This is a genomic window from Pseudarthrobacter sp. S9 (assembly GCF_050156545.1).
Classification (GTDB): Bacteria; Actinomycetota; Actinomycetes; order Actinomycetales; family Micrococcaceae; genus Arthrobacter.
In genome coordinates this window covers 3,825,544-3,844,637 of the sequence record NZ_CP189576.1, presented here as the reverse complement: position 1 = coordinate 3,844,637, position 19,094 = coordinate 3,825,544, and the positions used below count along the sequence as shown (strand labels likewise).

General features: G+C 67.4%; 12 protein-coding genes. 3 read left to right on the top strand and 9 right to left on the bottom strand.

The window, feature by feature from the left end; all coding sequences use genetic code 11:
- Positions 1-36 precede the first annotated feature (36 nt).
- The gene (locus tag ACQCSY_RS18430) at positions 37-3,252 is read right to left on the bottom strand and encodes an Rne/Rng family ribonuclease (protein ID WP_427131027.1); all 3,216 of its coding nucleotides are present in this window, start codon (positions 3,250-3,252) and stop codon (positions 37-39) included.
- Positions 3,253-3,739: 487 nt separating this feature from the next.
- On the opposite strand from ACQCSY_RS18430, the gene ACQCSY_RS18425 reads away from it, so the two are divergent.
- Complete coding sequence (locus ACQCSY_RS18425) at positions 3,740-4,411, top strand: vitamin K epoxide reductase family protein (RefSeq protein ID WP_427131025.1); 672 nt, start codon at positions 3,740-3,742, stop codon at positions 4,409-4,411.
- A gap of 91 nt (positions 4,412-4,502) precedes the next feature.
- On the opposite strand, the gene ndk is transcribed toward ACQCSY_RS18425, so the two are convergent.
- From ndk to ACQCSY_RS18395, 6 genes are all read right to left on the bottom strand, one after another.
- A complete protein-coding gene (gene ndk / locus ACQCSY_RS18420; protein WP_427131023.1) occupies positions 4,503-4,916 on the bottom strand; it encodes a nucleoside-diphosphate kinase in 414 nt (137 codons plus the stop codon).
- Positions 4,917-4,970: 54 nt separating this feature from the next.
- Positions 4,971-5,435 (bottom strand): DUF4233 domain-containing protein, encoded by a 465-nt coding sequence (locus ACQCSY_RS18415; RefSeq protein ID WP_427131022.1) that lies wholly within the window; start codon positions 5,433-5,435, stop codon positions 4,971-4,973.
- Positions 5,436-5,438: 3 nt separating this feature from the next.
- Positions 5,439-6,797, bottom strand: coding sequence for a bifunctional folylpolyglutamate synthase/dihydrofolate synthase (locus ACQCSY_RS18410; RefSeq protein WP_427131020.1), 1,359 nt, complete (start codon positions 6,795-6,797; stop codon positions 5,439-5,441).
- Between the two features lie 3 nt (positions 6,798-6,800).
- Positions 6,801-10,205, bottom strand: a complete 3,405-nt coding sequence (gene ileS / locus ACQCSY_RS18405; protein WP_427131018.1) for an isoleucine--tRNA ligase — start codon at positions 10,203-10,205, stop codon at positions 6,801-6,803.
- 393 nt (positions 10,206-10,598) lie between these two features.
- Positions 10,599-12,989, bottom strand: coding sequence for an ATP-binding cassette domain-containing protein (locus ACQCSY_RS18400; RefSeq protein WP_427131017.1), 2,391 nt, complete (start codon positions 12,987-12,989; stop codon positions 10,599-10,601).
- A 222-nt stretch (positions 12,990-13,211) separates the two neighbouring features.
- Entirely contained in the window at positions 13,212-13,568 is a 357-nt protein-coding gene (locus ACQCSY_RS18395) for a VOC family protein (RefSeq protein ID WP_427131015.1), read from the bottom strand.
- Positions 13,569-14,038: 470 nt separating this feature from the next.
- Between ACQCSY_RS18395 and ACQCSY_RS18390 the strand changes: the two genes are divergently transcribed.
- Positions 14,039-15,115: an endonuclease/exonuclease/phosphatase family protein gene (locus ACQCSY_RS18390; protein WP_427131013.1), complete on the top strand. Its 1,077-nt coding sequence runs from the start codon at positions 14,039-14,041 to the stop codon at positions 15,113-15,115.
- Here the strand turns inward: ACQCSY_RS18390 and ACQCSY_RS18385 are convergent.
- Together ACQCSY_RS18385 and ACQCSY_RS18380 are read right to left on the bottom strand one after the other, a co-directional pair.
- Positions 15,112-15,870, bottom strand: coding sequence for an SDR family oxidoreductase (locus tag ACQCSY_RS18385; protein ID WP_427131011.1), 759 nt, complete (start codon positions 15,868-15,870; stop codon positions 15,112-15,114). The two genes, ACQCSY_RS18390 and ACQCSY_RS18385, sit on opposite strands and share 4 nt — an antisense overlap.
- A gap of 75 nt (positions 15,871-15,945) precedes the next feature.
- On the bottom strand, positions 15,946-16,305 hold the full coding sequence (locus ACQCSY_RS18380) for a DUF488 domain-containing protein (RefSeq protein ID WP_427131009.1): 360 nt from the start codon (positions 16,303-16,305) through the stop codon (positions 15,946-15,948).
- A gap of 94 nt (positions 16,306-16,399) precedes the next feature.
- Between ACQCSY_RS18380 and valS the strand changes: the two genes are divergently transcribed.
- Entirely contained in the window at positions 16,400-19,006 is a 2,607-nt protein-coding gene (gene valS, locus ACQCSY_RS18375; protein ID WP_427131007.1) for a valine--tRNA ligase, read from the top strand.
- Positions 19,007-19,094: the final 88 nt, after the last annotated feature.

The window sequence follows — 19,094 nt, the reverse complement described above, 5'->3', positions numbered from 1 at the left end:
AGTTTCGGTGACTTACTCTCTTGACTTACTGAGCGGTTAGAGCTCCGACGCCGGCACGCCGACGCCGAGGATGATCGGCTCGTTGGCGGCGGGCTTGGCTGCCTGTGAGGCTGCGGCGGGGGCCTTGGCCTCGTGAACGGACACTGCAGCGGCCGACGGGGTTGCCTCGTGGTGTTTCACGGACGTCTCGTTGGCTGCACCCTGGGCGCGGCTGGCGCTCCGGTTGCGGCGTCCGCGGCGGGCGCGGGACGTTGCGCCGTCGGCTTCCACCTCGGACCGGGAGCCTGCGGCCTGGGCGCGGCCCGGGCCGGACCCGCCCGAGCGTGCCGGCGCTGCCGTTGCTTCCCCGGCTTCGCCCAGGTGGGCGAAGGCCTCGGTCAGCAGATCCAGGGTAAAGGCAGGAACCGGCGACTCCTCGGCGTGCTCGACGAACGGCAAGGCAACCTGCTCGCCACCGAAGGTCAGTACGGGACGTCCTGCTGCCTCCTCCTCCTTCGCGGCCAGCTGCAGGGCTGCGCCGACGGCGGCCTGGCGGGCCTCGGCGTCGTGCGCGGCGGCCATCTCCCCGTCGTGCAGGTGGGCGGCGTGCGCCGCGGCGGCGATGTTCGCCAGGGCCGCACGGGTTGCCTCGGCCTTGGCGTGGCGCTCGGCCTCGGTGGGCTCGGCGTGCACTGCTACCGCCGCGGACGGGGCCGTCTCCATGATTCCCTGGCCGCCCTTTCCACGACGGCGGCCCTTGCGCTCGGTCCGTACGGCGGGCTGGCTCTCGGCCCGCGGCACGTAGTGCTCGGCGGCGACGACGTTGGCCCGGCGGTGCTCCACGGGCTCGTCGTGCGTGACGATTCCCCGGCCCGCACAGGTATCACACTGCTCGCCGAAGACTTCCAGCAGGCCGGTGCCCATGCGCTTGCGGGTCATCTGCACGAGGCCCAGCGAGGTCACCTCCGCCACCTGGTGCTTGGTGCGGTCCCGGCCCAGGCACTCCACCATGCGGCGCAGCACGAGGTCGCGGTTCGATTCCAGCACCATGTCGATGAAGTCGATCACGATGATGCCGCCGATGTCGCGGAGCCGGAGCTGCCGGACGACTTCCTCGGCCGCTTCCAGGTTGTTCTTGGTGACGGTTTCCTCGAGGTTGCCGCCACTGCCGGTGAACTTGCCGGTGTTGACGTCCACCACGGTCATGGCTTCCGTGCGGTCGATCACGAGGGAGCCGCCGGAGGGCAGGAACACCTTGCGGTCCAGGGCCTTGTGGATCTGCTCGTCGATGCGCCAGGCCGCGAAGATGTCCGAATCCTTGGTCCACTTTTCGAGCCGGCCCACGAGGTCCGGTGCCACATAGGTGACGTAGGCCTCGATCGTGTCCCAGGCTTCCTCGCCGGAGACGATCAGCTTGGAGAAGTCCTCGTTGAAGACGTCGCGGACCACCTTGATGGTCAGGTCGGGTTCGCCGTAGAGCAGCTCGGGGGCGAGGATCTTGGTGGAGGTGGACTGGCTCTCGATGCCTTCCCACTGCGCACGGAGGCGGTTGATGTCGTGCGTCAGCTCTTCCTCGGACGCCCCCTCGGCCGCGGTGCGGACAATGACGCCCGCATCTTCCGGCAGGCGGTCCTTGAGGATGCGCTTGAGACGGTTGCGTTCGACGTCGGGCAGCTTGCGCGAGATGCCGGTCATGGAACCGCCGGGCACGTAGACGAGGTAGCGGCCGGGCAGCGAGATCTGGCTCGTGAGCCGGGCTCCCTTGTGGCCGACCGGGTCCTTGGTGACCTGGACCAGCACAGAGTCGCCGGACTTCAGCGCGTTCTCGATCCGGCGCTGCTTGCCTTCGAGCGTGGCAGCGTCCCAGTTCACTTCGCCGGCGTACAGCACGGCGTTGCGGCCGCGTCCGATGTCTACGAAGGCGGCTTCCATGGAGGGCAGCACGTTCTGGACCTTGCCCAGGTAGACGTTGCCGATCAGGGAGTCCTGCTGGGTCTTGGAGACGAAGTGCTCTGCCAGGACGCCGTCCTCGAGCACGCCGATCTGGATTCTGTCGTCGCGCTGGCGGACGATCATCTGCCGGTCCACGGATTCGCGGCGGGCCAGGAACTCGGCCTCGGTGATGACGGTGCGGCGGCGGCCGGTGTCGCGGGATTCGCGGCGGCGCTGCTTCTTGGCCTCAAGCCGGGTGGAGCCCTTGACGCTCGTGACGCGGTTGTTGACCGGCGCCTCGGAGAGCGCGCGGGGCGCGCGGACGCGGGTCACCGTGTTGGGCGGATCGTCGTCTCCCCCGCCGGTCAGTTCCAGGTCCTGGTCGCCACGGCGGCGGCGGCGACGGCGGCGCGAGGTCACGCCGTCTTCCAGGGTGTCCTCCGGGCCTTCTTCGCCCTCCTCCGCGGAGCCTTCAGCTTCGGCTTCGGACTCGCCGGCGGTGCGGCTGCGCCCGCGGCGTCCGCGGCTGCGGCGCCGACGCCGGCTGGCGTCTTCGCCCTCCTCGCCTTCTTCGTCTTCGGGCTCCTCGGCTTCCGCGACGGCTGCTGCAGCGGCGGCCGGAACCGGGCGCACCACGGTGCTGAGATCGGGGGCCTGGAAGATCATCGAGGTGACGGCGCCAGGCTCCAGGAACAGCGACGCGGCCGGGGCTTCGGCCGGCTTTCCTACCGGCGCTTCGACGGCGGCGGGAGTTTCGTCCGCGGCCTGCGCCTCCGCTACGACTGGCGCTTCCTCAGCCGGCGCTGCTTCAGCTGCGGGCGCTTCCTCAACCGCCGGGGCTTCTTCAACGGCCTCAACCGCGGGCGCTTCCTCAACGGCGGGGGCCGCCTTCGCGCGGCTGGCACGACGTCGAACGGGCTTTTCGGCCTTTGCTGCGACGGGCTTTTCCTCGACGGGAGCCTCGGCTGCGGGAACTTCGGCGGGCTCAGCCGCAGCGGGCTGAACGGGCTCCTGGCCCGCGGTTTCCTCGGCGAATACCGGGAGAGTCTCTGCCGTCTCTGCTGGCTTGCGGGCGCGGCTGCGCCTGGCGGGAGCCTTGGCCTTAGCCTCCGGGGCCGGTTCGGTGGACGGGACGGCGAGCGGTGCCTCCGCGGCAGCTGCCGTTTCCGCCGGAGCCGCCGCTTCGGCCACGACCTCTGCCGCCGCTTCCTTGGGGGCGGCCTTGCGGCGAGTCCTGACGGCCCTCTTGGGCGCTACCGGAGCTACTGATTCCGCAGTTTCCCCTGTTTTCTCAGTAACAACTAGTTCTTCGTTACCGGCTACAACCTGGTCATTATCCATATGTGGCGACACTCCTGCCCCTGACGTGCCGCCACATCCGGCACCCGTTGGGGCAATTATTTGTCAACACCCGCAGGCATTGACAGAAGTCAATTGAATACCCTCAGGTTCGCACCGGCAGTGGGGTGCGGCAGCCCTGGAGGGCCGGCGAGATTGTTCTGGAACCCGTTGATCTACACGCCACAACCAGGTGCCGTCCAATGGCATTGCGGGACAGCTTGGATCAGAGGATCCGTAGCTCCCTGCTCATCATTGGCGGTCTTGGAAACAATATCGCCGGACCGGAATCCGGATGTGGATCGGGTTCCAGCCACGATCATTGTCTCACAGGAGCCGTCAAAGCAAGCGTAAGCGGGGCGAGAAGTGCGCGGGGGAAGCGGATGAGGCGAGACGGAACCGGGGCGGCCCCGGGCCATTCCTCGGCGCTGCCCAGCCTCCAGCGCTACAATCGGGGCCAGAAGCACCCGAGCTAAAGGACCGATATTCCATGCCCAGTATCTCCAGCACCGCCGGCGACGCGACCGTGCACGAGCCGCGCTCCGGGCCGGCCTCTGCGGACCGGTCCCTTCCCACGATGACCCGTGACCGTCCGTTCGCGTGGCTCCTGCTGATCACCGGCGTCGTCGGCTGGCTTGCCTCCGGGACCTTGGTGCTCGAGAAACTGGAAGTCCTGAAGGACCCGAACCACGTCACCGTGTGCGACGTGAACCCTTGGATTTCATGCGGCCAGGTCATGCAGACGCCGCAGAGTTCCGTGTTCGGTTTCCCCAACATGTTCATCGGCATCGTGGCCTTCGCCGTCATCATCACCACTGCCATGGCCATCCTAGCGGGCGCAAAATTCGCCCGGTGGTACTGGCTCGGGCTTCAGGCGGGCGTAACCCTGGGCTTCGTCTTCGTGGTCTGGCTCTGGTCCCAGGCCCTCTACGCCATCCACATCCTCTGCCCGTTCTGCATGATCGTCTGGGCGGTCATGATTCCCCTGTTCGTCTGGGTGACCGTCCGCAACGTCTCCCACGGCGTGATCCGGCTGCCCGCGGGCCCGGCGAAAATCCTGGGCGACTCCGGCTGGATCGTCACGGCGCTGCTCTATGTCGCCGTAATCGCCACGATCTTCTTCGCCTTCATCCAGGTCTTCATCGGCACGTCCGGCTACTAGAAACCCGCAAACACCGCGAGGTGACAGATAAGGCCAATGCTCATCGCGAACATTGGCCTTAACTGTCACCTCGGTGAGGCGGGACCAGGTCCTAGAACCAGATCTTGATCTCGCGCTCAGCGGACTCCACCGAGTCCGAGCCGTGGATGAGGTTCTGCTGCACAGCCAGGCCCCAGTCGCGGCCGAAGTCGCCGCGGATGGTGCCGGGCGCCGCCGTCGTCGGGTCCGTGGTGCCGGCGAGCGAGCGGATGCCCTCGATCACGCGGTGTCCCTCGAAGATCGCGGCGACGACAGGCCCGCTGAGCATGAACTCGACCAGCGGCGCGTAGAACGGCTTGCCGATGTGCTCCTCGTAGTGCTGCTCGAGCAGCTCGCGGCTCGCGTCGACCTTCTTGAGCTCGATCAGGGTGTAGCCCTTGGTTTCGATCCGGCCGAGGATGCTGCCGGTCAGGTTGCGGGCGACGCCGTCGGGCTTGATCAGGACTAGGGTGCGCTCAATGCTCACAGCTGCTCCAATGTGTTTGGGGTGGGGTTCGGGGTCAAGTCTACGGGTTTGGGGCTACGGGTTCTGGGTGCCGGTTTCGGGCTGGCTGCCCGCCGGATGCGCGGCCTCCCAGGCGGCCTGCTCGCGGTCCCGCTGGGCTGCCTCACGGTCAAGGCGGATGCCCGTGCGGATGCCATACCACCAGGAAACCGCAAAGAGGGCGCCCACCACGTACATCGTCGGCTCCACGATTCCGCAGAGGATCAGCACGAGCTGCAGGATCCATCCCAAGCCCACGCCCCACGGCTTGGAGACGACCGCGCACGTGAAGACAAGCACCAGGCTCAGCGTGATCCCCACCCCAAAGATCAGGACTGGAGGGAATTCGCCGCGCCGGAGTCCGAAGACCGCCAGCGTGCCGAATAGGGCCACGAAGGCTTCCAGCAGCAGGACCGTGGAGGCGAACATGACCTTCGTGGAGCGGCGCTTCCTGGGCATGCCCGGGCGCCATTCGTGCTGGGCCTTTGTCAGTCGTGCCATGGCTTAGGCGTCCGCCTTTCCGAGCAGGATCCGGGCCTCGGCCACGAGGGTGATGGATCCGGTGACGAGGATGCCGCCAGCCAGGTCCTCATTGGCTTCGGCACGTTCCACGGCCCATTCCAGGGCGTCGTCGAGTTTCTCAGCGACGTGGATGTTGTCCTCGCCGAAGCCGAGGTCGACGGCGAGTTCCGCAAGGTCCTCGGCCGGGACCGCCCGGGGCGAGTTGGATTGCGTGAAGCAGTATTCTTCGGCGAGGTCGCCCAGCGACTCCTTGAGCTGGCGGAGGATCTCCTCGGCATCCTTTTCCCGCAGGACGCCCACCACCACCACAAGCTTGGTGAAGCTGAAGGCCTCGTGGATGGCCTCGGCCGAGACCCGGATGCCTTCCGGGTTGTGGGCGGCGTCCACGATGATGGTCGGGGCCGTCCGGACCACCTCGAGGCGTCCCGGCGAGGTGACCGAGGCGAAGGCCTCCTGCAGGATTTCCTGGTCGAGTGCCTTCTCGCCGCCGAAGAACGCCTCCAGGGCCGCAATGGCGACGGCGGCGTTCTCGGCCTGGTGGGCCCCGTGCAGGGGCAGCAGCAGGTCCTCGTAACGCCCGGCGATGCCCTTGATGTTCACCATCTGGCCCCCGACGGCGACGGTCCGGGATTCGACGCCGAACTCCACGCCCTCAAAGCGGAACGGGACCTGTGTCTCCTTGGCCTTCTCCAGGAGCACCTGGGCGGCGTCCATGGGCTGCGCGGCGCTGATGAGGAAGCCGCCGGGCTTGATGATGCCGGCCTTTTCGTAGGCGATGTCCCCGGTGGTGTCACCCAGCAGGTCCGTATGGTCCAGGGAAATGGGCGTAATCACGGACACCTGGCCGTCGCCGACGTTGGTGGCATCGGTGATTCCGCCCAGTCCCACCTCGATCACGGCGACGTTGACCGGCTGGTCCGCGAAGACCGCGAACCCCAGGATGGTCAGGCACTCGAAGTAGGTCAGCCGGGGCTGGCCCTTGGCCTCGAGCTCGCCGTCCACGATTTGCAGGTACGGGCGGATCTCGTCCCAGATCCGGACGAAGGTCGCGTCCGACACCGGGGCGCCGTCGATGCTGATCCGTTCGGTGACCTTGGACAGGTGCGGGCTCGTGTAGCGCCCGGTGCTGAGCCCGTGGGCGCGCAGCCCTGCCTCGATCATGCGCGCCGTGGACGTCTTGCCGTTGGTGCCGGTGATGTGGATGATCGGGTAGGCCTTCTGCGGCTCCCCCAGGATGTCCATCGCCCGGCGCAACGGAGCCAGGCGCGGCTCCATCTTGTTTTCCGGTGCACGCCCCAGCAGCTCGGCGTAGACGCTTTCTACGGAGAATTCGTCGGTCATTGCTCAGGCCTCTACTTTTTCGGCGGCGTCTTTTTTGGCGTCTTCAACAGCAATTTTTTCGACACTGATCTGCGGTTCCTTGACGTCGGCCGGAACGGTGTCCAGCCGGACCGTCAGTGTCTCGGTCTTGACGAGGTCGGCGTTGGCCAGCAGGGCGTCGAGGGTGTCCTGCGCGGCGGTGACGGTGGTCCGGATCCGGTCGCTGACGTTGAGTCCGGTGTCCTTGCGGGCCTGCTGGATGGCGCGGACCATGTCGCGGGCCGCTCCCTCGGCTTCGAGTTCCGGGGTGACCTCGGTGTTGAGCACCACGAACCCGCCGCCCGGCAGGACGGCGGCCGCGCGTGAGCCGGCGCCGGCCGCGGATTCCGCGACGACGGTTTCCAGGGTGTACTCCTGCGGCTCGAGTTCGAGCCCGCCGGCGGTCACCACGGCTCCTTCGCTGACCGACCAGTCGCCGGACTTGGCGCCCTTGATCGCCTGCTGGACGTTCTTGCCCAGCCGCGGACCGGCGGCCCGGGCGTTCACCACGAGCTTCTGTTCGATGCCGAACTCCTCCGGGGAGGCGCTCTCGGCGTCGAGCAGCCGGACGGAGCGCAGGTTCAGTTCATCGGCGACGACGGCGGCAAAGCCTTCCAGCGCGTCCGCGCCCGGTGCCACGACGGTGAGTTCCTGCAGCGGCAGGCGCACGCGGAGGTTGGCGGCCTTGCGCAGCGAGGATCCGGTGGAGCAGATCTGCTGCACGCGGTCCATCGCCTCGACGAGCCCGGCGTTGGCCGGGAACAGTTCCGCGTCGGGCCAGTCGGCCAGGTGCACGGAGCGCCCGCCGGTGAGGCCGCGCCAGATCTCCTCGGACACGAGCGGCAGCAGCGACGCCGCCACCCGGCAGACGGTCTCCAGTGCGGTGTAGAGGGCGTCGAAGGCGTCAACGTTCTCGTCAAAGAAGCGCTGGCGGCTGCGGCGGACGTACCAGTTGGTGAGCATGTCCAGGTAGCCGCGCAGTTCGTCGCAGGCACCGGAGATGTCGTAGCTGTCCAGCTGTGCGGTCATGTTGCGGACGAGGTCGCCGGTGTTCGCCATGAGGTACTGGTCCAGCGTGTCGGCGTAGTCGTCGTAGCGGAGCTTCGCGTCGTAGCCCCTCGCTGTTCCGTCGACTGCGTTGGATGCGTTCGTGTACAGCGTGAAGAAGCTGTACACGTTCCACAGCGGCAGGATGACCTGGCGGACGCCGTCGCGGATTCCCTGTTCGGTGACCACGAGGTTCCCGCCGCGCAGGATCGGGCTGGACATGAGGAACCAGCGCATCGCGTCGGAGCCGTCGCGGTCCAGGACCTCGGACACGTCCGGGTAGTTGTGCAGGCTCTTGGACATCTTCTGCCCGTCCGAGCCGAGCACGATGCCGTGGCTGATGACGTTGCGGAAGGCGGGCCGGTCGAACAGCGCGGTGGAGAGGATGTGCAGCATGTAGAACCAGCCGCGCGTCTGTCCGATGTACTCGACGATGAAGTCCGCCGGGTTGTGGGTGTCGAACCATTCCTCGTTCTCGAACGGGTAGTGGACCTGGCCGTAGGGCATGGAGCCGGAGTCGAACCAGACGTCCAACACGTCCTCGACCCGGCGCATGACGGACTGGCCTTCCTCCGGGGTGCGGGGGTCGTCCGGGTTGGGGCGCGTGAGTTCGTCGATGAACGGCCGGTGCAGGTCAACCTGGCCGGCCTTGTTCAGCGGCAGGCGGCCGAAGTCGGCTTCGATCTCGGCGAGGGAGCCGTAGACGTCGGTGCGGGGGTAGTCCGGATCTGTGGACTGCCACACCGGGATGGGGCTGCCCCAGTAGCGGTTGCGGCTGATGGACCAGTCGCGGGCGTTGGCGAGCCACTTGCCGAACTGGCCGTCCTTGACGTTGCCCGGGATCCAGTTGATCTCCTGGTTCAGCTCGGACATGCGGTCCTTGAACTTGGTGACCTCGACGTACCAGGAGGACACGGCGCGGTAGATCAGCGGGTTGCGGCAGCGCCAGCAGTGCGGGTAGCTGTGCTCGTAGCTGGCCTGGCGGACCAGGCGGCCCTGGGCGCGCAGGACCTGGGTGATGGGTTTGTTGGCCTCGAACACCTGCAGTCCGGCGATCCCGGCGAGGTCGCCGTGGCCGAACAGCGGCAGGAACTTCGCGCCTTCGTCCACCGAGAGCACGACGGGGATGCCTGCTTCTTCACAGACTTTCTGGTCGTCCTCACCGTAGGCGGGCGCCTGGTGGACGATGCCGGTGCCGTCGGTGGTGGTGACGTAGTCGGCCACGAGGAATCGCCAGGCGTTCGCGGTGCCGAACTTCTCGGGGTCGTTGAAGTAGTCCCAGAGGGGTTCGTAGCTCAGCCCCTCGAGTTCGGCGCCGGTGTGGCTGGACGTCACGGCTGCCTCGGCCGCGGCGGCACCCTCGGCGCCGTCGCCGTAGCCGAGGTCCTTGGCGTAGGTGCCCAGGAGGTCGCCGGCGAGCAGGAAGCTGCCGGTGACGGGAGCCTCAGCGGAGGCGGCCTTGATGCCGTGCGGCCCGGCCGGCAGGACCACGTAGGTGATAGCGGGTCCGACGGCGAGGGCCAGGTTGGTGGGCAGCGTCCACGGCGTCGTGGTCCAGGCGAGCGCGTGCACGCCGGCCAGCTGCCTGGACAGCTCCGACTCCCCCGGCGTGATGGGGAAGGTGACCGTGACGGTCTGGTCCTGGCGGTTCTTGTAGACGTCGTCATCCATGCGGAGTTCATGGTTGGACAGCGGCGTCTCGTCCTTCCAGCAGTACGGCAGCACGCGGTAGCCGTTGTAGGTCAGGCCCTTTTCGTGCAGCTGCTTGAAGGCCCAGAGCACGGATTCCATGTACTCGACGTTGAGCGTCTTGTAGTCGTTCTGGAAGTCCACCCAGCGTGCCTGGCGGGTGACGTAGCTCTTCCACTCGTCGGCGTACTTCATCACGGAGGCGCGGCAGGCGTCGTTGAACTTGTCGATGCCCATGGCTTCGATCTGGGTCTTGTCCGTCATGCCCAGCTGCTTCATGGCTTCCAGCTCGGCGGGCAGCCCGTGCGTGTCCCAGCCGAAGCGGCGCTCCACCCGGCGGCCGCGCTGGGTCTGGTAGCGGCCCACGAGGTCCTTGGCGTAGCCGGTCAGCAGGTGGCCGTAGTGCGGGAGGCCGTTGGCGAAGGGCGGGCCGTCGTAGAAGACGAATTCGTTGCTGCCGGGCTTTCCGCCGGGAAGGTCAGGGTCACGCTGGTCGATGCTCGCCTGGAAGGTGCCGTCCGCATCCCAGTACTTGAGGATGCGCTCTTCGATCTCCGGGAACTTCACGGGGGCAGCCGCACCGGAGGTGTTGGAAGCGGAGGTGGTGGAGGCTGCACCGGTCGGTGCGGCTGAGGCCTTGGGGTAATAGGTCATCTCGACATCCTGGGTTGAGCGGTGAACAAGTGGATTCATTCAGGATGCGAGGACGGCCCGTGCGCTGTCTTTGCAACAACACCGGCACCGCGGTACCACCTCACTTACCGGCACAGGCCTCGCCCCCTTTTGGAGAAGCAAGCACCGGCGTCGGCCGCTCAATTGCTGCTGTGACGGGCTTACCCGTCCGGTTCTACTGACCCCGGCGCGTGTCGCGATTTCGTCGACATGGCGCGGCAAGGCGTTCTTCCGGAAGCTCACCGGTGATGTCCGGGTCAAAGCTGATACCACGATGCTACCGGACTTTACAGATCGGGGCTCGTAAAGCCCGGCGGCCTCGACGGGTCGAAACAGATGACAGAACTTTTCTCACCGTGTCCGCGAGGGCCTCGGTCAGGTGCCGACGTAGGCCCCGAGGTGCTCGCCGGTGAGGGTGGAACGGGCGGCGACGAGGTCGGCGGGTGTGCCCTCGAAGACGATCCGGCCGCCGTCGTGGCCGGCGCCGGGGCCGAGGTCGATGATCCAGTCGGCGTGCGCCATGACCGCCTGGTGGTGCTCGATGACGATGACCGACTTGCCGGAGTCGACGAGCCGGTCGAGCAGGCCAAGCAGCTGCTCGACGTCGGCGAGGTGGAGGCCGGCGGTCGGCTCGTCGAGGACGTAGACGTCGCCCTTTTCGGCCATTTGGGTGGCCAGCTTGAGCCGCTGCCGCTCGCCGCCGGACAGCGTAGTGAGCGGCTGGCCGAGGCTGAGGTAACCGAGCCCGACGTCGGCGAGCCGGTCGAGGATGGCGTGCGCGGCCGGCGTGCGCGCCTCGCCGGCGCCGAAGAACTCCTCGGCCTCGGTCACCGACATCGCCAGCACCTCGCTGATGTCGCGGCCGCCGAGGTGGTACTCCAGCACCGATGACTGGAACCGCTTCCCCTCGCACTCCTCGCAGGTGGTGGCGACGCCGGCCATCATCGCCAGGTCGGTGTAGATGACGCCGGCGCCGTTGCAGGTGGGGCAGGCGCCCTCGGAGTTTGAGCTGAACAGCGCCGGCTTTACGCCGTTGGCCTTCGCGAACGCTTTGCGGATCGGGTCGAGCAGTCCGGTGTACGTCGCCGGGTTGCTTCGTCGCGAGCCGCGGATCGCGCCCTGGTCGATCGACACCACACCCTCGCCAGCGGGGATCGACCCGTTCACGAGCGAGCTCTTTCCGGAGCCTGCGACGCCGGTGACGACGACGAGGACCCCGAGCGGGACGTCGGCGTCGACGTCACGCAAGTTGTGCGCCGTCGCGCCGCGGATCTCCAGGGTGCCGGTGGGCGTCCGCACCGTTTCTTTGAGGGCGGCCCGGTCCTCGAGATGGCGGCCGGTGAGGGTGCCGCTGGCGCGCAGCCCCTCGAGGGTGCCCTCGAAGCAGACGGCGCCGCCCGCAGTACCAGCGCCGGGGCCGAGGTCGACGACGTGGTCGGCGATCGCGATCATTTCCGGCTTGTGCTCCACGACGAGCACCGTGTTGCCCTTGTCCCGCAGCCGCAGCAGCAGCTCGTTCATCCGCTGGATGTCATGGGGGTGCAGGCCGATGGTGGGCTCGTCGAAGACGTAGGTGACGTCGGTGAGTGAGGAGCCGAGGTGGCGGATCATCTTGGTCCGCTGCGCCTCGCCGCCCGAGAGCGTGCCCGACGGCCGATCCAGCGAGAGGTAGCCGAGCCCGATCTCGACGAACGAGTCGAGGGTGTCCCCCAGCGACGCAAGCAGCGGCGCCACCGACGGTTCGTCCAGATCGCGCACCCACCCGGCGAGGTCGCTGATCTGCATCGCGCAGGCGTCGGCGATGTTGATCCCTTTGATCTTCGACGATCGAGTCGCCTCGCTGAGCCGGGTTCCGTCGCACTCGGGGCAGACGGTGAAGGTGATGGCCTGCTCCACGAAGGCGCGGATGTGCGGCTGCAGCGCGTCGACGCCCTTGGACAGGAACGACTTCTGGATTTTCGGGATCAGACCCTCGTACGTCAGGTTGATCCCGTCGACCTTGATCTTGGTCGGCTCCTTGTAGAGCAGGTCGTGCAGTTCCTTCTTGGTGTACTTGCGGATCGGCTTGTCCGGGTCGAAGAAGCCGGAGCCGCGGAAGATGCGGCCGTACCAGCCATCCATGCTGTAGCCGGGGATCGTGAGCGCACCCTCGTTGAGCGACTTGCTGTCGTTGTAGAGCGCCGACAGGTCGAAGTCAGTCACGCTGCCCATGCCCTCGCATCGTGGACACATGCCGCCGGTGACGGTGAAGCTGCGTCGTTCCTTCACGGTCCGTCCGGCGCGCTCGATGGTGACTGCGCCCGCTCCACTCACCGAGGGGACATTGAAGGCGAATGCCTGGGGCGAGCCGATGTGCGGCTGCCCGAGCCGGCTGAAGACGATCCGCAGCATCGCGTTGGCGTCGGTGGCGGTGCCAACGGTGGAGCGGGAATTGGAGCCCATCCGCTCCTGGTCGACGATGATCGCCGTCGTGATCCCCTCCAGCACGTCGACGTCCGGCCGGGACTGCGTTGGCATGAAACCCTGGACGAAGGCGCTGTAGGTCTCGTTGATCATCCGCTGCGACTCCGCGGCGATCGTGCCGAACACCAGCGAGCTCTTGCCCGAGCCGGAGACGCCGGTGAACACCGTCAGCCGGCGCTTTGGGATCTCGATGCTGATGTCCTTGAGGTTGTTCTCGCGCGCGCCCTGCACGCGGATCAGATCGTGGCTGTCGGCAACGTGCAGCTCAGGCGACTGCGTGTCCGTCCTCGTGGCCAGGCTCATCGTGTCTCCATCTGTTAAGCGGGGGCGCCTTCGCGGTCTCCGTCGGCGTCGACTGGTTCTATCTAACCAGCTTCGAGCAGTACGTCTGGTTCTCCTTCGTCGGCGCGGGGAGATGCGGAACCAGCGGTAGACGTGGCCAGCGCACGCGGGTCGAAGCCGGTGTGCGCGGCGAACCGGTCACCCCGCTCCTGCGACAGCGCGTCGATCTCGAGGACCTCGATTTCACCGGTCCTGAAGCAGCCCGAGGACGTTGCCATCGGGGTCGGTGACGGTGGCCACCAGGCGGCCGCCACCGACGTCGTGCGCGGGCTCCTTCACGGTGGCACCCGCGGCGGTCACCTCAGCCAGCTTCGCCTCGATGTCCGGCACGTGCCAGTAGGCCACCGGTGAGGTCATGCCCTGCGGTCCACCGCCCGGCACCAGCCCGATGTGCTGGCCCGCGGCCTCGAAGCCGACGTAGTAGGGCCCGTCGGTCTGCGGCGGTACGCCGAGCAGGGCGGTGTACACCGCCTTGGCCGTCTCCAGGTCGGACACGGGATGCAGCACGGTCTTGATTCCCTCGGTGGCAGAGCCGGTCATGGTCACTCCTGAAGTCGTGGGTCAGATCGACCCGGGGGCTTGTCGAGCTTAAAGGACGTGCGGGAGGAAGCTCGCCTGAATGGTGATGTCCATGACGGTCAGTCTAGGCATGGCTCGGTGACCGGCGCTACTCCAAAACTGCTCACTTTCGGCCGACACTCCACGCCGCAGATCGGTCGAGCCGGCCCCTCGGCTCGGTGCTCAAAACTGATCGCGAATCGCTTCCGAACCGACGAAGTGATCACTGGGTTCACTGGGAACCGAGCACTGAGCCATCCAACCCGATGATCCGGATCTGACTCAAGCGCACGGTCCGCGGCCATGGGGTAGGAGCGATAGCGCAGCGCCTCCTCGGCCAGGGTGGGCATCTTGGCGTCCGGCGAGGTCTGCCGCTCGAACTTTTCGTCGGCACTCGAACTTCTCCGTCTGCAACGGGCACAGCAGCGCTCCCCCTGCCTAGACTCAAGCACATGACCCTGCCAGCTCCAGGTTGCACCGCCATACTGCGGCCACAGCCTGCCCGGACCGTCGCCTGGCAGGTATTGGCTTCACTGAGCGCCGCGCCCGTGGCAGCGCTCTCCTTCTTCCGGGCCGTGCCGGCGGCATGGCCGACGCCCGTGGTGCAACTGCTGGCCTTCACCCCCTGGCTTGTCCTGCCCGCCGGGCTTGCCCTGGTGCTCGCCGTGCCGAGCCGGCGTGTGTGGGCCGTTGTCGGCACGGCGGCCCTCCTGGCTGTGCAGCTCTACTGGCTCTTCCCGCAGGACTACGGCCGGGGCACGCCGGACCCAGGCGCACGCCTCGCGGAGCTGAAAGTGATGAGCATCAATGCGGAACTCGGCAATGCGGATGCGGCCGAAATCGTCCGGCTGGTCCGGGACAACGGCATCGGGCTCCTCACCGTCCAGGAACACTCCCAGGCTCTGGAAGACAGGCTGGCCGCCGAGGGGCTGGCCACGCTGCTCCCGCACCGGATCAGCCACCCGGTCAACGGTGCCGCCGGCAGCGCCGTGTATTCAGTTCACCCGATGCACCTGATGGGTGACTTGCCGGATTCCCAGTTCCAGATCCCCACTGTCCGTATCGCGATGGAAGCCGGCGGACATACGGCGTCCCTGGACGTGACGAATGTCCATGCGCAACCGCCGGTGGACGCGCGGACCGCCCGGTGGCGCGGCGATCTTGCCGCGCTCGGCGGGCTCACGGACAGTCCCGGGAACCTGCTGCTGATGGGTGACTTCAACGCCACCTACGACCACTCCGAATTCCGGCAGCTCCTGGCCGGCGGGGCAGGCAATGCGGGCAGGTCAGGCGGGGCAGCCGGCAGGAAGATGGTGGATGTGGGGGTGGCGGAAGGTTCCCGGCTGGTTCCGACCTGGCCCATGGACGGGCTGCCCTTGCCGGGCATCGTGATAGACCACATCGTCACCAGCCCGCAGGTCCGCAGCAGCGCGTATGCGGTGCACCCCGTGGCCGGGACGGATCACGCCGCCATCATGGCCACGCTGGCCGTCCCGGAAGCGCCGGCCAGCCCAGCGATGCTGCCCTAGCCCTTGCGGATCAGCTTGTAGTTGGAGGCCTGGGCCACAGGGCGGATCACGATCTGGTCCAGGTTGACGTGGTGCGGCGCCGCCACGGCGTAGCGGACCACATCCGCGACGTCGGCGGCCGTCAGGGGCTTCTCGACGCCTTGGTAGACCTTGACCGCCGCTTCCTGGTCGCCGAGCCGGTTCAGCGCGAACTCCTCCGTCTGCACCAGTCCGGGAGCCACCTCAATCACGCGGACGTTGTGCTCTGCTTCTTCCAGGCGCAGCGCCCCGGTCAGGGCGTGCTGGGCGAACTTGGCCGCGTTGTACCCGCCGCCGCCTTCGTAGGCCGACAGCCCCGCCGTCGAGGTGAGGTTCAGGACGGTCCCTTCACCACAGGCGCGCAGCATGGGCAGGAAGGCCCGGGTCAGCTTCAGGGTGCCCAGCACGTTGACCTGGAACATCCACTCCCAGTCCTCCGTCTTGGCTCCGGCAATCCTGTCGGCACCGCGGGCACCGCCGGCAACGTTGATGAGGGTGTCGATGCCGCCGGCGCGGGTCACCTCGTCGAGCAGCCGGGCGACGTCGGCGTCGTCCGTCACATCTGCCGGGACGGCGACGGCGCCGGTTTCGGCGGCGAGCGCCTCGAGCCGGTCCGCGCGGCGGGCCACGGCGAAGACGTTCCAGCCTTCGCTGCGCAGGGCGCGCACGATGGCCTCCCCGATTCCGGTGCTGGCGCCGGTGACTACTGCTGCTCTGTTCTGGATTCCCTCAGTCATGGCACCACCCTAACGTCAATGCAGGAGTCACTGCGCCGGGCACCCGCAGGATGAAACGCCGGACGTGCAGCTAGCTCAGCCTGCCAGGAATTCCAGCAGTACCCGGGCGTGATTGATCTCCGGATCCGTGGCCCCGAACAGCAGCGTCACCTTTCCGTGCTCCGACGCGAGGTCCCGCAGTGTCTGCACGGCGGGATTGCCGTCCAGCTCGGCCTCGTAGGCGGCGCGGAAGTGGGCGAACCGCTCCTGCATGTGCGCGAATTCCTTCCGCAGCGGCGGGGACGGTGCCACCTCCTTGAGCCAGAGGCTCAGCTGCGCGCGCTCCTTACTGACCCCGCGCGGCCAGAGCCGGTCCACGAGGACCCGGAAGCCGTCGTCGTCTGCCGGATCGTCATAGATGCGCTTGATGGCAAAACCTCCGGCAGATGTCTCCATCTGCGCATGGTACTCCACGCCCTGCTGCCGCTGTTTGGCCCCGCCTACAGGGAACATTAGGGAACACTAGGTAACTTAGTGAAAGAATTGCCCCATGGCTGAAGACAATCAGGGTACAGACACGCCCACCACCGCCCCCATCAACGTTCCGGACAAGCCTGCCCTTGAGGGGCTGGAAGCCGCCCTCACCCGGCGCTGGCTTGACGACGGGACCTACAAGTTCAACCGGGACACCACCCGCGAGCAGGTCTATTCGATCGACACTCCCCCACCCACGGCGTCGGGTTCGCTGCATGTCGGTCACATGTTCTCCTACACGCAGACGGACGTCCTGGCGCGCTACCAGCGCATGACCGGCAAGAACGTCTTCTACCCGATGGGCTGGGATGACAACGGCCTGCCCACCGAACGCCGTGTGCAGAACTACTACGGTGTGCGCTGCGACCCCACGGTCGCCTACGACGCCGGTTACCGCCCACCGGCCGAGCCCGCCAAGAACCAGCGCGACTTCGATGTCGTCTCGCGCCGGAACTTCATCGAACTGTGCGAGGAGCTCGCCGTCGAGGACGAAAAAGTCTTCGAACACCTCTTCCAGACCCTTGGCTTGTCCGTCGACTGGGACCTCACGTACCGCACCATCGACGACAAGTCCCGGGCCATCTCCCAGCGGGCGTTCCTGGCCAACCTCGCCGCAGGCGACGCCTACATGGCCGAAGCCCCCACCCTGTGGGATGTCACCTTCCGCACCGCGGTGGCCCAGGCCGAACTTGAGGACCGCGAAGTAGCGGGCGCCTACTACCGCTACCCGTTCTTCACCGCCGACGGCGAGAAGATATACGTCGAGACCACCCGCCCGGAACTGCTCGCCGCCTGCGCCGCCCTCGTGGCGAATCCCGACGACGAACGGTACCAGCCGCTGTTCGGCAAGAAGGTCACCTCGCCGCTGTTCGGCGTCGAGGTGGAGGTGAAGGCCCACCCCCTCGCAAAGGCGGACAAAGGCTCCGGCATCGCAATGGTTTGCACCTTCGGCGACCTCACCGACGTCACGTGGTGGCGCGAACTCCAGCTGCACACCCGTGCGATTGTCGGCCGCGACGGCCGCATCATCGGCGAGACCCCGGACTGGATCACCGGCGAGGAAGGCCGCGCCAGCTTCGAGGCGATCGCCGGCAAGACCGTCTTTAGCGCCAAGGAAACCGTGGTGGAGCGACTCGCCGCCGCCGAGCTGCTCGACGGCGAGCCCCAGAAAATCATGCACCCGGTCAACTTCTTCGAGAAGGGCGACAAGCCCCTCGAAGTGGTGACCTCACGCCAGTGGTACATCCGAAACGGCGGGCGCGACGCAGAACGCCGGGAACGCCTGATCGGCCGCGGTCACGAGATCGATTTCCACCCCGCCTTCATGCGCTCCCGGTATGAGAACTGGATCTCCGGCCTCAACGGCGACTGGCTGGTCTCCCGCCAGCGGTTCTTCGGTGTGCCGGTGCCGGTCTGGTACCCGCTGGACGCCGACGGCAACCCGGACTTCGCCGCGCCGATCGTCCCGTCCGACGCACAGTTGCCGGTGGACTCGGCGGCGGATGCGGCCCCCGGCTACGAGGAAGCCCAGCGCGACGTGCCGGGCGGTTTCACCGGCGACGCCGATGTCCTCGACACCTGGGCCACGTCGTCCCTGACGCCGCAGATCGTCGGCGGCTGGAGCACCGACGAGGCGCTCTTCGCCACGGTCTATCCCTTCGACGTGCGCCCCCAGGGGCACGACATCATCCGGACCTGGCTGTTCTCCTCTGCCGTGCGCGCCGACGCCCTGCAGAACACGGCGCCGTGGAAGCACGCGGCCATCTCGGGCTGGATCCTGGATCCGGACCGCAAGAAGATGTCCAAATCCAAGGGCAATGTCATCGTCCCCACGGATGTCCTCGAGGAGTACGGCTCCGACGCCGTCCGCTACTGGGCTGCCTCGGCCAAGCTCGGCGCCGACACCGCCTATGAGATCGCGCAGATGAAGATCGGGCGGCGCCTGGCCATCAAGCTGCTCAACGCCTCGAAGTTCGTCCTGAACCTCGGCGCCACCGAGGACTCCGTGGTTGCCGGGGACCTTTCCGTGCTGATCAACCCCTTGGACCGCGCCGTGCTGGCCCAGCTCTCCGACGTCGTCCGGCAGGCCACGAAGGCGTTCGAGAACTACGACTACGCCCGGGCCCTGCAGATCACCGAGAGCTTCTTCTGGCACTTCACCGACGACTACGTGGAACTCATCAAGGACCGCGCCTACGGTGCCGCCGGCGAGGCCCAGCAGGCCTCCGTCCTGGCCGCGCTGGCGACTAGCCTGGACACGCTCCTGCGGCTGTTCGCCCCGTTCCTGCCGTTCGCCACGGAGGAAGTCTGGAGCTGGTGGCGCACGGGGTCCGTGCACCGGGCCGCGTGGCCGTCCGGCGTGGAGATCGACGGCGACACGGCCCTGCTGGCGACCGTCGGCACCGCACTCAGCGGCATCCGCAAGGCCAAGTCCGAGGCCAAGGTCAAGCAGCGCACCGAGGTCCTCTCCGCAACCATCACGGCCTCGGAATCGCTCACCACGCAACTGAAGGCCGGCCTGGCCGACCTCAAGGCAGCGGCCAACGCGCGCGAACTGGAACTCGTGGCCGGCGAGGGCGAGCTGAGCGTGAGCGACGTCGTCCTGGCACCCGCCGAGGCGTAGCAGAACCCGCCCAGGCGTAGGAGTGCGCTGAATGGCCTTGGCTGTGGAGGCGCTGGCCGGGGATCTGTTGGCCCCGGGCAGCGCCTCC